Genomic DNA, 14,764 nt, shown 5'->3' with positions numbered 1-14,764 from the left:
TATCCTGCTGGTGCTGGCCCTGCTGCCAGGCCTCCGGGGGTGAGGGTGTGGAGTTGCCCCTGAAAAACAGACACCATGGAGCGATGCCCCAAGACTTCATGGTGCCCGGTGCCAAGCGTACCGATCGAGCTGTGATCCTGTTCGCTTTATTAAACAAAATATGCTTGGATTCACATATTGTTTAATATTCCGAACATGGATGTGATCAAAATCGGCTCAACAGTGCGAGAGATGCGACAGGCGCGGGGGCTCACGCAGCAAGAGGTGGCGCGTCTTGCAGGCGTGGGGCGCACCAGTCTGTCCCAACTGGAGAACGGCCGTATCGGCGACATCGGCATTCGCAAGCTGCTCCGCGTCTGCGCAGTGCTGGGGCTCGAGCTGCAGGCGGTGCCCGAGAGCCGTCTGCCGACGCTGGACGATCTGCTGGCGGCACGCGGGAGGCGTTGATGCTGAAAGTGTGGGCGGACAAGGCCTTGAGCGGTCGACTCGATCGTGCGGCGGCGGATTCTGCTGGCTGCGTTTTCGCCTACGATCCGGGTGCGGGTCCGCGCGAGGCCGTTTCGCTGACCATGCCGCTCAAGCTTGGTGGTTACGAGTATCCGGATGGACTCCATCCTGTGTTCCAGATGAACCTTCCGGAAGGGCGGCTGCGTGAAGTGCTGGAGCGGCGCTTTCGCAAGCTTATGCCGGGGTTTCAGGATCTTTCCTTGCTCCAGATCGTGGGTCCGGCGCAGATCGGTCGCCTGCGATACGGCGAGCCTGGAAACCTTGCCGAGGGCGGGCAGGCCACGCAAAGCGTGGCGGAGATTTTGGCCTATGAGGGCTCTGAAGACCTGTTCGCCGACCTTGTCGAGCGCTTCGCCGCGTCGAGCGGCATCTCTGGTGTCCAGCCCAAAGTGCTGGTGCGTGATGAGCGCGCGTGGTCGTTGTCGGGTGACGGGCGGCGCAGCCTGACCGTACGCGGCGCCACCCATATCATCAAGACCTGGGATAAAGACGAGTTCCCCGAGCTGGCCGCAAACGAGTTCTATTGTCTACAGGTGGCGGAGCGGGCCGGCTTGGCGGTGCCCGGACATGCCTTGTCTGAAAACGGACGATTCCTGGTGGTCGAGCGTTTCGACCTCGATGTCGATGGGCAGTACCTCGGCTTCGAGGATACCTGTGTTTTGCAAGGGTTGCCGGTCAAGGCAAAGTACGATGACAGTTACGAGGGGCTCGCGAAAACGCTTGCCTGCTTCGTGACCCCGACCGCGCGTGTGCAGACGCTCGAATTCCTGTTCCGTCTGCTTGCGGTGTGCTGTGCGGTGCGCAATGGCGATGCGCACCTGAAGAATTTCGGGGTGGTGTATGCCGCGCCCGGCATGCCCGTAACCTGTGCCCCCGCCTACGATATCGTCACCACACAGGTTTATTTGCCGGGGGATGTGATGGCACTGATGCTGGATGGCCGTAAATCCTGGCCGAGTACGAAGGTGCTGACGCGGTTCGCTCAAGGCCACTGCGCGCTCGACCCCACGCGTGCGCGTGAGATCCTGTGCGAGGTGGCAGATGCGGTGGCGGATATCGGTGCCGGAATGCTGGCCGAGGCGAAACAGCGCGAAGGGTTTGCTCCGATCGCAAGGGAAATGCGACGGATCTGGGACCAGGGTGTGAAGCGCAGTCTGGTACAAGAAGCCTAGTCTGGACGGATCTGGATGGCTTGGCGTACGAGTACGCCGAACAGGACGCCACCGAGCAGCGTCAGTGCAATACCGCTTGCCGGGTCGAGAATCCAGTATTGGCCACGGTAGGGGCTCTGGTTGTAGCTGGCGTAGCGGGGCGGTACCGTGCGCTGAAGATAGAAGCGCAGCGTGGCGGCTTCCCCTTTGTCGCGTACGAAGCCGCCAGCAGGCACCTTGACTTTCGGGGTGGTGACGACGCGTTCGGTGTGAACGCCGAGCATGATGGCGCTGGACAGCACGAGTGCGGTGAACAGTTCCAGGCGGGGCGGGCGTGAGGCGGGGAGCTGATGCGGACGGCTGGACCCATAGTAAATAAGCACGCCCGCTGCACCTCCCGGCATGTTCACCAGGATGTCGTTGAAGTCGAGGTATTCGCTGTAGCTGATGGTGATCCAGAGGTATTGGATCAGCTCGTCGATGGCGCCCAGCAGCGTTGTCCAGAACAGGATCCGGAACAAGTCAAGATAGTTGTCGCCGGACTCGATCGGTCTTGGCTCAGCGGCGATTGCAGTGGCGCGGCGTCACCGTTAGGATGCGCCCGACCATGTATCGACAGGAGGAACGAAGGATGGAAAGCTGTGTGTTTTGCCGCATTGCCAAAGGCGAGCTGCCCGCCTCGAAAGTCTTCGAAGACGCTTCGACGCTCGCCTTCATGGACCTGCAGTCGGTCAATCCCGGCCATGCGCTGGTGGTCGTCAAGCCGCATCGCGCCAACATCTACGAACTCGATGACGATCTGGCGTCGGCGGTTTTCCGCACGGCGGCGCGGGTGGCGCGGGCGGTCAAGAAGGCGTATGGCTGCGAGGGCGTGACGCTGCTCCAGGCGAACGAGCCGGCCGGGGCGCAGACGGTGTTCCATTTCCACATCCACGTGCTGCCGCGCTGGGAAGGCGACGGGCTGGCGCTGGCGTGGCCGGCGAAGAATCCGCCGCGCGAGGCGCTCGAAGAGATGGCGGCGAAGCTGCGCGCGGTGATCTGAGCGTCCCGCTGTTCTGGCATGCGCCTGCGCCTGTGGGTCGGTCCGCGGGCGGGGGCGCAAGAGTTCTATAATGGCCGCCTTTTCCGTCCGGCAGGTGCGCCATGTCCATTCTCGTTTGCGGCTCCGTCGCCTACGACACGATCATGGTCTTTCATGATCGCTTCAAGAGCCACATTCTCCCCGAACAGATCCACATCCTGAACGTGTCGTTCCTCGTGCCCGACATGCGACGGGAGTTCGGCGGCTGCGCGGGCAACATCGCCTACAACCTCAAGCTGCTCGGCGCCGATCCGCTGATCATGGCGACGGTCGGCGACGACGCCGGAGCGTACCGGGAACGGCTGCGCGAGCTCGGGCTGTGCGACGATCACGTCACGCACGTGCCCGCCACATTCACCGCACAGGCTTTCATCACGACGGACCTGGACGACAACCAGATCACCGCGTTCCACCCGGGGGCGATGAACCATTCGCACCTGAACCGCGTGCAGGACGCTGCGGGCGTGAAGCTCGGCATCGTCTCGCCGGACGGGCGCGACGGCATGCTGAACCACGCGTCGCAGTTCGCCGAGGCGGGGATCCCGTTCGTGTTCGACCCGGGGCAGGGGATGCCGCTGTTTTCCGGCGGCGAGCTGCTGGAATGCCTGAAACTGGCTCGTTACTGCACGGTCAACGACTATGAGGCGAAGCTGCTGAGCGAGAAGACCGGGCGCACGCTCGCCGAGCTCGCCGAAGAGGTGGAAGCGCTGGTTGTGACGCTCGGGCCGGAAGGCTCGCAGATCTACGCGGAAGGCCGGTGCGTCGCGATTCCCTGTGTCGCGCCCGACCAGCTGGTCGATCCGACCGGCTGCGGCGACGCGTATCGCGCGGGGCTTCTTTACGGCATTGCGAACGGCTACGACTGGCAGCGGACGGGGCGGCTCGCGTCGGTGATGGGGGCGATCAAGATCGGGTACCGCGGCGGGCAGAACCATGCGCCCGCGCGCAACGACATTGCCGAACGGTATGCGGCAGCATTTGGAGAGGCGTTATGGTGAGCGGGATGAGAGTGAATCTGAATCGTAGTAAAACGCAACGGCTGGCGCTGGTCGCGGCTTTGGTCGCGGCGCTCGGTGTGACGGGTTGCGCGTCGGGACTCGGCGGGGGCGCGTACCAGCGCGGCGAGGCGCGGCGCACGATGGTCGTCCAGTACGGAACGGTCGAAGCGGTGCGGGCGGTGAAGCTCGAAGGCACGAAGACGCCGGTGGGGCCGGTTGCGGGTGCGGCGGTCGGCGGAATCGCAGGCAGCGGCGTCGGCGGCGGGCGGGGGCAGGCGATCGCGACGGTGATTGGCGCGGTGGCGGGCGGTCTGGCAGGTGCTGCGGTCGAGGAAGGTGCGACGCGCCAGGCGGGCGTCGAAGTCACCGTGCGGCTCGAGAACGGCCAGGTGCTCGCAGTGGTGCAGGAGGACGGCGGCGAGAACTTCCGCCTCGGCGAACGTGTTCGCCTGGTGCGGGACGCCGGCACGACGCGGGTCACGCGCTGACGCCATCGGTGGCGTCTTTTCGCTCCCGGGTCGGCAAGCCACTCGGGGCCCGGGAGGGGTTGCAGCCGAATGACACCCCCGTCTCATTCTTGCCCCGATCGCGCCCCCTCGTCCATCTGTCGCAGGTCATGATCGCTCAGCTTTATCGCATTACGCCGTCTTCGAAGCCGGCGTTATCCCGCAAGACTACGCCGGGCAACCAATGAAAATCCGGGTGAGGTCTGAACGGTTACGTTCAAACGACGAAGCGCGCACGAAGAAAGCACGGCCCCTGCCGAGAAACTGATGAGCGTGGTCATGTTCTAAAAATCGATTCCAGGTAGTCGGATGTCTGAATCCTGCTCGATGGCGCTGCGCGCGCGGGCGAGCATGTCGACGCTGAAGAATTTGAGACTGGCGGTGTCGAAGGGCAGCGCCGGCAGGTGGGTCTGCACCAGTGCTGCAACCATCACGGCTTGTGCACGGTCACGGCGCTTCTTGACCGGTTCGCGGTCCGGTTGCTGCGATAGCCAGGCCTTGTGCAGGGCGAAGGCGCGCGGGTCGGGGACGCGCATCATTACCGGTGCGCCATTGGCGGCGATGGCGACCACGTCCAGCTTTGGTGCATTGACGAGCCAGTGCAGGTTGGGGACTTCGACCGCGACGAGATCGTCGGCGCCGAAGGTGACGGCCTCCGTGATCTGCAAGTCGCGTTCGGGGATGATGAGATCGACCATGAAACCATTGCTGTTGGCAGCGCGAAAGCGGGTGTCCGGCAGCCTTTCGAAGCTGGCGTCGACCTTCTGCAGCAGGCCCAGCAGGCCGTCACCCTCCAGTTTGTCCGTCACGAGGGCAAGTCGTCGGCGCGGGTCGTAAAGGAGGTCCACATCGCCCGACGCCAGCAACTCCATCTGGCAGTGCACACCGGCCATGGCCTCGTAACCGTGAATCGCGTGTGTGCCGACCACGCAGAAATCCCGCGCCACATTCGAGGCTGCCAGTGCCAGCAATACCTCGCCGACGATGGTCGGCAGCCGGCCCAGCCGGGCGGCCTTGTTTAACCGGGCCTGTTCCTTCATGCGTCGCGACAACTGCTGCAAACGCGCATCGGCGCGCGCCTTGCCTTCGGTAAACGCGGCAAAGGTGGCTTCTGTTTCGGTGTTGCGTGGGCCGAGCGACTTGCCATTGCCGCGTGCGTCGTGTCGTCGCACGAGGTATTGCCGCCCTTTCGACGACACCCAGCGCATGCCGTAGCGATAGGAGCGGGCGTGCCTGAGCGCTTCGATCCACGTACGGTAAAGTTGGTCGGATTCGACCATGAAGAGCTGTTGCTGATGATCAAGCGCCTTCATGAGCGTTTTCCTGTAAAAGTGTAAAAATCAAAATAGCAGGAAAACTGCTGGAAAAACAATGGAATCAATATCTGATTGATACGTTTTTAATATTAAAAACATATCAAGTCGAGTGCCGTGGTGAAGAACCGGCCGTGGCTGTCGCCGCGTGGCAAGCGCCCGGCGCCTGTAGCACGGGTGTTTCTTCTCACGCCACCTTTCGCTCAAACAGCCTCTTGGCCACTGCCATGCCGCGCGCACTCCTTGCCCAGCGGCTTCAACCGAAGATCACCAGTCCCCAGACTATCGCGAGATTGACCAGCGCGAGCAGCACCGCCGCGCTGCCGATGTCTTTCGCTCGCTTGGCCAGCAGGTGATGCTCCAGCGAGACGCGATCGACGGTCGCTTCGATCGCGGAGTTGACGAGTTCGACGATCAGCAGCAGCAGCACGCTGCCGACGAGCAGTGCCTTGCCCGCACCGCCGGTCGGCATGAAGAGCGCGAGCGGGATCAGCACTGCGGCAAGCAGGCATTCCTGGCGAAACGCGTCTTCATGCTCGAATGCGGCGCGCAGGCCGGCGAACGAGTAGCGAAAGGCGTTCCAGATCCGCATCAGGCCGGTCTTGCCTTTGAACGGGCTTTTGCGGGTGTCCGGGGAGAGATGTTGCATCGGGATTCCAGGTTGTCGAAGACGGGCTCGGCAGCCGCTCGAGCGCGTGCGGTCAGGCCGGTTCACGGATAGAAAGCATAGACCCGGTAACCGGTGGCTTCGACGCCCGGTGCCTCGAACGGCAATTGCACGACGATGTCGCGTCCGGTGTCGAATTTTTGTTCGGCGCTTCCCTGTTCGAGGAAGCCGGCGGGGAGCCACTGCGCCGGCCCGAGCACGCGGCGCACGAGCGGCTGGTCCTGGACGTCGGTCAGCGTCAGTTCGAGATGCGGATACGCCTGAGGGTGAGGAGCGCGGTTGCGGATCGTCGCGTTCAGCACGAAGCGCGCGACGCGCCCCGGCTCCGACTGCAGTTCGGAAGCTTCGATGCTGATCGCACCGGCGAGGCGCGGCAGCGGGAGCGTGCATTTCAGGTGCGCGCACGCGGAGAGATAGGCGGGGCGCAACTGCGGCCACTTGCGGGTGATGTCGTCACGGAAGACAAAGGCGCTCTGCACCGCCAGCGTGCCAAGCAGCATGCCGACTCCCAGTCCGGACAGCCAGCGCCTGCCGGACGAAGCCGGCGGGCCGTAGGTCGCGTCGAGATGTTCGCGGTCGTGCGCCGCATCGGTTGCCCCCGCGCGGGAGGAAGCGGATGCGGTCGGCGGTTCGTCATCCTGGCGCTTCGGCAGTGCCGCGCTTGCGGGCGCAGCGGGGGCGCCGAGCGGTGTCGGCGCGATGCCGACGACGCGCGTGCGCCGGATCGGCGGCACGGGGTGACCTTCGGCCGCTGTGGCGTCCGTTGCGCTGGAAAAATGCCCGTCGCGTGGCACGACGGGTTCGCGGTGATCGCGTGCCTCGAACTCTGTTCGGTCATCAGCCCCCTGTCGTGTCACTTCCGGAGCCGAAGGCAGGTCGTCGAGGATGAAGAAGCGGTCGTCGCGCTCCGGAACCGATTCGACAGGGCGGGGCGCTGCGGCAGCGGGCGGTTGGGAAATTGCGGGTGGGGTGGGTGCCGATACGGCGGGCGCGACGTGCAGCACGCGATCGAGCGCATTGAACGACGCATAGCAGCGTCCGCAGCGCACTTCGCCGCGATGCGCGCGCAGTTGCTCGGGCTGCACCCGGAATACCGTCTGGCAGGCCGGGCAGCGCGCGAACATCACTGGCTCCCGGTTTGTCGCGGAGAGCCGCCTTCGAGCCGCGCCCAGCCTTCATGTACCGCACCGACGCGCAACGGCAGGAACGGCGCGTATGCCGCGATCACCTGTTCGGTCTGGGTTTCGAGCACGCCGGACAGCGCGATTCTGCCGCCGGGAGCGACCCGGGCGGCGAGCAGCGGCGCCAGCACGCACAGCGGATTCGTCAGGATGTTGGCGACGACGACGTCGAAGCGCGCGTCGAGTGGCTGGCGGGAGTGCTGCAGCCGCAGCGCGACGTGGTTGCGCGCGGCGTTATCGTGCGCGGCGTCGAGCGCCTTGTCGTCGATGTCGATGCCGAGCACGTCGCCCGCCCCGAGGCGCACTGCCGCGATGCCGAGAATGCCCGAGCCGCAGCCGTAGTCGAGCACGCTGTCGCCCGGCTGCACCGCGTCGCACAGCCACTCCAGGCACAGGCGCGTCGTCGGATGCGAGCCGGTGCCGAAAGCCATGCCGGGATCGAGCTCGATGTTGATCGCCGCCGGGTCGGGCGCGGCGTGCCACGACGGCACGATCCACATCCGATCGGTGACGCGGATCGGCTCGAACTGGCTTTGGGTGAGCTGCACCCAGTTCTGCTCGGCGATCTCTTCGAGCGTGAAAGGCGGCACCGCATCGAAGCCGGCGTCGGCAGCCGCGCGGGCGAGGGCGACGGTGAGGTCGGCGTCGGCATCGAACAGCGCGATTACGCGGCTGTGATCCCACAGCCCGACCGGATGATGCCCGGGTTCGCCGAACTGCGGCTTCTCGGCGTCGGTGCCGGCGTCGGCGTCCTCGATGCTGATCGACAGCGCGCCGGCGTCCATCAGCGCCTCGGACAGCGCTTCGGCCTTGTGCGCTTCGGCCTGCAAAGTTACCGAGATCCACATGATGTACGCGTCCGCGGCCTGCTCAGGCAAGATTCTTGACTTCGTTGCGTTCGGCGAGCTTGTGCTCCAGGTAATGGATGCTCGTGCCGCCCTCGACGAAACGTGCATCGAGCATCAGCTCCTGGTGCAGCGGCACGTTCGTCTTGATGCCTTCGACCGCCATTTCCGACAGCGCGATCCGCATCCGTCGGATCGCCTGTTCGCGCGTGTCGCCGAACGCGATCAGCTTGCCGATCATCGAATCGTAATGCGACGGGATCGTGTAGCCGTTATAGACGTGCGAATCGACGCGAATGCCAGGTCCGCCCGGCGTGTGCCAGTTCGTGATCTTTCCCGGGCAGGGCGTGAATTTGAACGGATCCTCGGCGTTGATGCGACACTCGATCGCGTGGCCGTGGAATTCGACGTGACGCTGGCGGAACCACAGCTTTTCGCCGGTCGCGATGCGGATCTGCGCCTGCACGATGTCGATGCCGGTGATCATCTCGGTGACGGGATGCTCGACCTGCACGCGCGTGTTCATCTCGATGAAGTAGAACTCGTCGTTCTCGTAGAGGAACTCGAACGTGCCCGCGCCGCGGTAACCGATCGTGCGGCAGGCTTCGGCGCAGCGCTCGCCGACTTTCGCGATGGCCTTGCGATCGATGCCCGGCGCAGGAGCTTCCTCGATGACTTTCTGGTGGCGGCGCTGCATCGAGCAGTCGCGTTCGCCGAGATAGACCGCGTTGCCATGTTCGTCGGCGAGCACCTGGATCTCGATGTGACGCGGGTTCTCGAGGAATTTTTCCATATAGACGATCGGGTTGCCGAACGCCGCCTCGGCTTCGGCACGGGTCGTCGCGACCGCGTTGAGCAGCGCCGCCTCGGTGTGGACGACCCGCATCCCGCGACCGCCGCCGCCGCCGGCCGCCTTGATGATGACAGGGTAGCCGACGGTGCGGGCGATCTTGACGATCTCCTTCGGTTCCTCGGGCAGCGCGCCTTCCGAACCCGGCACGCACGGCACTCCGGCGGCCTTCATCGCATCCTTGGCGCTGACCTTGTCGCCCATCAGCCGGATCGTGTCGGAGCGCGGGCCGATGAAGACGAAGCCGGACTGCTCGACGCGTTCGGCGAAGTCGGCGTTCTCGGACAGGAAACCGTAGCCCGGATGGATGGCTTCGGCGTCGGTGACTTCGGCTGCCGAAATGATCGCGGGGACGTTCAGGTAGCTCAGCGCCGATTGCGCCGGACCGATGCACACCGACTCGTCGGCGAGCTTGACGTACTTCGCTTCGGTGTCCGCGACCGAGTGCACCGCAACGGTGCGGATACCCAGCTCGCGGCACGCGCGCAGCACGCGCAGCGCGATTTCGCCGCGGTTGGCAATCAGGATCTTTTCAAACATGGGGTGCCTCCGCGGCGAAATCGCGCTCGGACGCTGCGCGTACCGCGCGATTTGGCTGCGCCGCTGCGCCGCCTGCCGGCGGCTGGTCACCACGGTTGGCGATCAGTATCTTTTCGAACATGAGGGCGTTCAGGCGATGATGAAGAGCGGCTGGCCGTATTCGACCGGCTGGGCGTTTTCGACGAGGACCGCCTTCACCGTCCCGGTGAACTCGGATTCGATTTCGTTCATCAGCTTCATCGCTTCGATGATGCACAGGCGGTCGCCGATGGCGACGGCCTGGCCGACGTCGACGAGGGGTTTCGCACCCGGCGCCGAGGCGCGATAGAACGTGCCGACCATCGGCGATTTCACGATCATGCCTTCGGGTGCGTCATCGACCGGCGGGGTCAGCACGATCGCCGGAGCCGGGGCAGCCGCAAATTGCGGCACGCTCGCCGGCATCTGCGCGAGGTAGTTCGAAACGGGGGCGGTGCTGTGTTTGGCGATACGGACTTTCTCTTCGCCCTCGGTGACTTCCAGTTCGGAAATGCCCGACTCCTGGACGAGGTCGATCAACTTCTTCAGCTTGCGCAGATCCATGCTGTTCTCCGAGCGGGGCGCCGCCGCACGGGGCGCCCGGGGGTTTGTGTCAGGGTTTCCGCAGCTGCGACAGCGCGTATTCGAGCGCCGCGAGGTAGCCGTACGGCCCCAGTCCGCAGATCACGCCGGCTGCACAGTCGGAAAAATAGGAGTGATGCCGGAAAGTGTCCCGGGCATGAATGTTGGAAAGATGCACTTCGACGTACGGGATCGCGACCGCGAGGAGGGCGTCGCGCAGCGCGACGCTGGTATGAGCGTAAGCGGCCGGATTGAGGATGATGAAGCTGATCTCTTCCAACGGCGATGCCTGTACCCGGTCGATCAGCTGGCCTTCGTGGTTGCTCTGAAACGACTCGACCAGGACGCCTTCGGCGCGTCCGCGGGCTTCCATCGCGGAGTGGATGTCGGCAAGCGTCGTGTGGCCGTAGACGTCAGGCTCCCGGGTGCCGAGAAGGTTGAGGTTCGGTCCGTGCAGGACCAGGATCCGGGGCTGCGGCGGGGGCGCGGCATCTGGGTTTTTACTGCGTTTTTGGCGCGTCATGCCGGCAAGTTTGCCGCAATTAGGCGCATTTTGTCCAGTGCCACGCGGCGCGCTCCGGTGAATTACTGGTCGAGGAGTGCGCGGATTTTGCCTTCTAGTTCACTACGATTCAAGGTGCCGAGCTTGATGTGCGCGATCTTTCCGGCACGATCGAAAATGATCGTGTAAGGCAGCGCCTGCACGGCATTTCCGAGCGCCCTCGTCAGCTCCAGCGTTTGCGGCGTGCCGATCAGGAGTGGATACGGGACGTCATGCTCTTCGCGGAACTTTCGCACGCTCTCGGCCTTGTCGATGCCGAGGCCGACGAACTGGACCGGGGAATCGGCGAAGCCGCGGCTGACCGCGGCAAAGTCCGGAATCTCCGTCAGGCACGGCGGGCACCACGTCGCCCAGAAGTTGACCACCAGCACGCGGCCGCGCCATTGCTGCAGTGCCTGCAGCTCGCCGCTCGAATCAGGCAGCGTCAGCGCGAGAATCGCGTTCCCGGCCGCCGGATCGACCTGCGCGGCAGGGACCGGATCGGACGTGCCGCGGGAAACCAGGAAACCGGCCACCCCCGCGAACACTGCGACGGCGACGATGATGAGGTGACGCCCGGCGATCCCTTTCATGCGCTCGGACCTTCGCTCGCCTGAACGAGCGCTTCGACCGCCGGCAGGCGTGCGCGCTCGATGTTGCGGCGGCTGACGCGCTCGGCCTGGGCGGTGTAGAGCGAAAGCCTGATCGGCACGCGGTTCCAGTCGAAACTCAGGATCGCTTCCGGAGCGTTCGCGGCGCCGCGCCGGGGTTCGCGGTGTTCGTAGCCGATGTCGTGGTTGAGGAAGAAGATCTCGACGTCCTTGGCGCTTTCGGGATACAGCTCGATGTCGACTTCGGTGTAGCGTCCCGCAGTGCCGTCGAGCGCCCCGCCCGTGAGGTAGGGCCGGAACTCGCCCAGCAGGCGCATCACCTCGATCGCCGCGCGGCGCATTTCGAGCAGCCGCTCGGGCTGCTCTTCGTCCTGGTACAGGGCTTGCCACGCCCGCAGCTCGGCTTCGATCTCGGCGTTGTTGGGCAGGGCTTCGGACTCGGAGATGCCGAGCTGGCGGGCTGCCTTGCGTTTCGCGAAGCCGAAGTCGCTGATGCCGTCCTCGGCCATCATGCGCGCGGCAAGCGCGGCGACACCGCGCCTCAGGTTGCCGCTTCGGGAAGCATTCGCGCGGGAAGTCATGGTCGCGAGTCCGGCAGACGGTCGATGTAGAATGCCGCCCATTCTACACGGGCGGGTTTCAATCACCTTGAGACGCCGCCCGGCTCCCGGAGTTTTCATGCATATCCACATTCTCGGCATCTGCGGCACCTTCATGGGAGGCGTTGCGCTGCTGGCCCGCTCGGCGGGGCACACCGTTACCGGCTGCGACGCGAACGTCTACCCGCCGATGAGCACTCAGCTCGAGGCCCAGGGAATCGGCCTGACCGAAGGTTACGACGCGGCGCAGGTCGATCTCGCGCCGGACGTCTACGTCATCGGCAACGCGGTGTCGCGCGGCAATCCGCTGCTCGAGGCGATTCTCGATCGCGGCCTGCCGTATGTGTCGGGGCCGCAGTGGCTGGCCGAGAACGTGCTGCAGGGGCGCTGGGTGCTCGCGGTCGCCGGGACGCACGGCAAGACGACGACGACGTCGATGCTCGCGTGGATGCTCGAGGACGCCGGTCTCGAGCCCGGTTTCCTCGTCGGAGGCGTGCCGGGGAACTTCGGCGTTTCGGCGCGCCTGACCGATTCTCCGTTCTTCGTCATCGAAGCCGACGAATACGACACGGCGTTCTGCGACAAGCGGTCGAAGTTCGTCCATTACCGCCCGCGCACTGCGATCCTGAACAACCTCGAGTTCGATCATGCCGATATCTTCAGTGATCTGGCCGCGATCGAAACCCAGTTTCATCATCTCGTGCGCACGATTCCCGCGTCGGGCCGGATCATTGCGAACGCGGACGAGGAGAGCCTGAAACGCGTGGCCGCGCGCGGCTGCTGGTCCGAGCTCGAATGGTTCGGCGACGGGGCGCAATGGTCGGCGGCAGCGGGCGCGGATGAGCGCGAGGCGGTATTCCGCCTGCGCGACGAAATCGTCGGCAGCGTGGCGATGCCGATGAGCGGCAGCCACAACCGCAGCAATGCGCTCGCGGCGATCGCCGCCGCCCGTCATGTGGGCGTCACGCCGGCGCAGGCGATCGCGAGCCTGGCCGGCTTCCGGGGAATCAAGCGCCGCATGGAAGTGCGCGGACAGGTCCGCGGCATCACCGTGTACGACGACTTCGCCCATCATCCGACCGCGATCGCGCTGACCGTCGACGGCCTGCGCCGGCGCGAACCCGCAGGCCGCATCCTGGCGGTGCTCGAGCCGCGTTCCAACACGATGAAGCTGGGCGTCATGAAGGACCGCCTGCCGGAGAGTCTCGCGCAGGCGGACCGCGTCTATTGCTATGCAAACGGTCTCGGGTGGGATGTCGCCGGCGCGCTGGCGCCGCTCGGCGAGCGAGGGGCGACGTACGACGATCTCGACCGGCTCGTCGCCGACGTCGCGGCGGCGGCGCGGCCCGGGGACCATGTGCTGGTGATGAGCAACGGGGGATTCGGCGGCGTCCATGACAGGCTGCTCGCCGCGCTCGCGCGCACGGGACGCTAGGCGCAGGCCGCAGCGCGGCCACCGCCGGTTCGCAAAACGCCTGTTACGTGCCGCTGCTGCGCTGGCCGTCGAGCCGGCGCGCTTCCTGGTCGGTGATGTATTCGAACACCCGCACGACCTTGCGCACTCCGGACGTCGTGCGCGCCACGTCAGTCGCGGCATCGGCTTCGCGGCGCGTGACCAGGCCGAGCAGATAGACGGTGCTGGCTTCGGTGACGACTTTGACGTGGTGCGCACCGAAGGTCGCGGCGTCGACGAAGCGGGCCTTGACCTTCGACGTGATGACCGAGTCGTTGCTGCGCGAAGTCAGCGATGCGATGCCGGCAACCTGCACTTCGTTCGTGATGCCGCGCACGTTCGACACGCCGCTGACGACGCGTTCGATTTCGGCGCGGTGCGCTTCGCTCGGCGCTTCGCCGGTAAGGAGAACGTTGCGGTTGAACGAAGTGATGTTGACGTGCACGGCGTCGCCCATCCGGTCGCGCAGCGCACTTGCGGCGCGCCATTCGATCCCTTCGTCCTCGACGTAGGCTCCCGACGTGCGCCGGTCGGCCACCATCGCCGCTCCGGCTCCGACGCCGCCGGCGACGAGCGGGAAGCAACCTTGCAGGACCGGCAGCGCAGCGGCGGCGGTCAGGCCGAGGAGGAAGGTGCGGCGAGTGAGTTGCGGGCGTGATTCGCTCATTGGTCTTCTACTCCGAGTAACAGACAATCGATGCCGTCGCACAGGCAGTGCAGGGTCAGCAGGTGAACTTCCTGGATGCGGGCGGTGCGCTGCGCCGGAACGCACAGATGGACGTCGCCGTCGTCGAGCAGTGCGCCGATCTGCCCGCCGTCGTTGCCGGTCAGCGCGATCACGCGCATTTCGCGTTCGCGCGCGGCCGCGATCGCCTCGATGACGTTGGGCGAGTTTCCACTCGTCGAGATCGCGAGCAGCACGTCGCCGGGATGTCCGAGAGCCCGCACCTGTTTGGAGAATACTTGCGTGAAGTCGTAATCGTTAGCGATCGACGTCAGCGTCGAGGTGTCGGTCGTCAGCGCGATCGCCGCGAGCGGAGGGCGTTCCATCTCGAAGCGATTGACCAGTTCGGCCGCGAAATGCTGCGCGTCCGCGGCCGAGCCGCCGTTGCCGCACGCCAGGATCTTGCCGTTGTTCAACAGACTGCCGATCATGATTTCCACAGCCCCGGCAATCGGCGCGGCGAGCGCTTCGAGCGCTTCGAGCTTGATGCGCGCGCTGTCTTCGAACTGTCTGGAGATGCGATGGATGAGGTCCATGGATGGCCTTCGGGTCACTTCGTCGGGGGCAAAAGTCTAGCATGGGGGCGCGCGGACGCCG

Annotated in this window: 18 protein-coding genes; 6 read left to right on the top strand and 12 right to left on the bottom strand. The window is 65.3% G+C overall.

All coding sequences use genetic code 11. The annotated features are described in order from the left end of the window. The first annotated feature begins 195 nt into the window (after window positions 1–195). Together EBN1_RS04240 and EBN1_RS04235 are read left to right on the top strand one after the other, a co-directional pair. A complete protein-coding gene (locus tag EBN1_RS04240; protein ID WP_041645734.1) occupies window positions 196–447 on the top strand; it encodes a helix-turn-helix domain-containing protein in 252 nt (83 codons plus the stop codon). After that, window positions 447–1,679 carry a type II toxin-antitoxin system HipA family toxin gene (locus tag EBN1_RS04235; RefSeq protein ID WP_011236670.1) on the top strand — a complete coding sequence of 411 codons (1,233 nt, stop codon included), beginning with the start codon at window positions 447–449 and terminating at the stop codon, window positions 1,677–1,679. Before EBN1_RS04240 ends, EBN1_RS04235 begins: the two co-directional genes overlap by 1 nt. Here the strand turns inward: EBN1_RS04235 and EBN1_RS04230 are convergent. Next, entirely contained in the window at window positions 1,676–2,179 is a 504-nt protein-coding gene (locus EBN1_RS04230; protein ID WP_011236669.1) for a hypothetical protein, read from the bottom strand. The two genes, EBN1_RS04235 and EBN1_RS04230, sit on opposite strands and share 4 nt — an antisense overlap. A gap of 110 nt (window positions 2,180–2,289) precedes the next feature. Between EBN1_RS04230 and EBN1_RS04225 the strand changes: the two genes are divergently transcribed. From EBN1_RS04225 to EBN1_RS04215, 3 genes are all read left to right on the top strand, one after another. Beyond that, the gene (locus tag EBN1_RS04225; protein ID WP_011236668.1) at window positions 2,290–2,700 is read left to right on the top strand and encodes an HIT family protein; all 411 of its coding nucleotides are present in this window, start codon (window positions 2,290–2,292) and stop codon (window positions 2,698–2,700) included. 101 nt (window positions 2,701–2,801) lie between these two features. Further along, window positions 2,802–3,737: a carbohydrate kinase family protein gene (locus EBN1_RS04220; RefSeq protein ID WP_011236667.1), complete on the top strand. Its 936-nt coding sequence runs from the start codon at window positions 2,802–2,804 to the stop codon at window positions 3,735–3,737. Window positions 3,738–3,742: 5 nt separating this feature from the next. Beyond that, window positions 3,743–4,225: an outer membrane lipoprotein gene (locus EBN1_RS04215; RefSeq protein ID WP_049780347.1), complete on the top strand. Its 483-nt coding sequence runs from the start codon at window positions 3,743–3,745 to the stop codon at window positions 4,223–4,225. 302 nt (window positions 4,226–4,527) lie between these two features. On the opposite strand, the gene EBN1_RS04210 is transcribed toward EBN1_RS04215, so the two are convergent. From EBN1_RS04210 to EBN1_RS04170, 9 genes are all read right to left on the bottom strand, one after another. Further along, window positions 4,528–5,556 (bottom strand): nucleotidyltransferase family protein, encoded by a 1,029-nt coding sequence (locus EBN1_RS04210; RefSeq protein ID WP_011236665.1) that lies wholly within the window; start codon window positions 5,554–5,556, stop codon window positions 4,528–4,530. A gap of 256 nt (window positions 5,557–5,812) precedes the next feature. After that, entirely contained in the window at window positions 5,813–6,205 is a 393-nt protein-coding gene (locus EBN1_RS04205; RefSeq protein ID WP_011236664.1) for a diacylglycerol kinase, read from the bottom strand. 62 nt (window positions 6,206–6,267) lie between these two features. Beyond that, window positions 6,268–7,347, bottom strand: a complete 1,080-nt coding sequence (locus tag EBN1_RS04200) for a DUF3426 domain-containing protein (RefSeq protein ID WP_041645732.1) — start codon at window positions 7,345–7,347, stop codon at window positions 6,268–6,270. Continuing rightward, a complete protein-coding gene (gene prmA, locus EBN1_RS04195) occupies window positions 7,347–8,252 on the bottom strand; it encodes a 50S ribosomal protein L11 methyltransferase (RefSeq protein ID WP_011236662.1) in 906 nt (301 codons plus the stop codon). Before prmA ends, EBN1_RS04200 begins: the two co-directional genes overlap by 1 nt. Window positions 8,253–8,274: 22 nt before the next feature. Then, the gene (accC, locus tag EBN1_RS04190) at window positions 8,275–9,639 is read right to left on the bottom strand and encodes an acetyl-CoA carboxylase biotin carboxylase subunit (RefSeq protein WP_011236661.1); all 1,365 of its coding nucleotides are present in this window, start codon (window positions 9,637–9,639) and stop codon (window positions 8,275–8,277) included. A 129-nt stretch (window positions 9,640–9,768) separates the two neighbouring features. Then, entirely contained in the window at window positions 9,769–10,221 is a 453-nt protein-coding gene (gene accB / locus EBN1_RS04185) for an acetyl-CoA carboxylase biotin carboxyl carrier protein (protein WP_011236660.1), read from the bottom strand. Window positions 10,222–10,270: 49 nt separating this feature from the next. Then, a complete protein-coding gene (aroQ, locus tag EBN1_RS04180; protein WP_011236659.1) occupies window positions 10,271–10,762 on the bottom strand; it encodes a type II 3-dehydroquinate dehydratase in 492 nt (163 codons plus the stop codon). A gap of 62 nt (window positions 10,763–10,824) precedes the next feature. Continuing rightward, entirely contained in the window at window positions 10,825–11,373 is a 549-nt protein-coding gene (locus tag EBN1_RS04175; protein WP_011236658.1) for a TlpA family protein disulfide reductase, read from the bottom strand. Beyond that, window positions 11,370–11,972: a hypothetical protein gene (locus tag EBN1_RS04170; RefSeq protein WP_041645730.1), complete on the bottom strand. Its 603-nt coding sequence runs from the start codon at window positions 11,970–11,972 to the stop codon at window positions 11,370–11,372. Before EBN1_RS04170 ends, EBN1_RS04175 begins: the two co-directional genes overlap by 4 nt. A gap of 97 nt (window positions 11,973–12,069) precedes the next feature. On the opposite strand from EBN1_RS04170, the gene mpl reads away from it, so the two are divergent. Then, window positions 12,070–13,425 (top strand): UDP-N-acetylmuramate:L-alanyl-gamma-D-glutamyl-meso-diaminopimelate ligase, encoded by a 1,356-nt coding sequence (mpl, locus tag EBN1_RS04165; protein WP_011236656.1) that lies wholly within the window; start codon window positions 12,070–12,072, stop codon window positions 13,423–13,425. Window positions 13,426–13,468: 43 nt separating this feature from the next. Here the strand turns inward: mpl and EBN1_RS04160 are convergent, their stop codons facing one another. Then, window positions 13,469–14,110: a BON domain-containing protein gene (locus tag EBN1_RS04160; RefSeq protein WP_011236655.1), complete on the bottom strand. Its 642-nt coding sequence runs from the start codon at window positions 14,108–14,110 to the stop codon at window positions 13,469–13,471. Beyond that, window positions 14,107–14,703, bottom strand: a complete 597-nt coding sequence (locus EBN1_RS04155) for a phosphoheptose isomerase (RefSeq protein WP_011236654.1) — start codon at window positions 14,701–14,703, stop codon at window positions 14,107–14,109. The genes EBN1_RS04160 and EBN1_RS04155 overlap by 4 nt, the downstream gene beginning before the upstream one ends. Window positions 14,704–14,764 lie beyond the last annotated feature (61 nt).

The organism is Aromatoleum aromaticum EbN1 (genome assembly GCF_000025965.1).
Lineage (GTDB): Bacteria > Pseudomonadota > Gammaproteobacteria > Burkholderiales > Rhodocyclaceae > Aromatoleum > Aromatoleum aromaticum.
The sequence above is the reverse complement of the archived record's forward strand: the minus strand, read 5'-3'. Positions and strand labels throughout refer to the sequence as shown.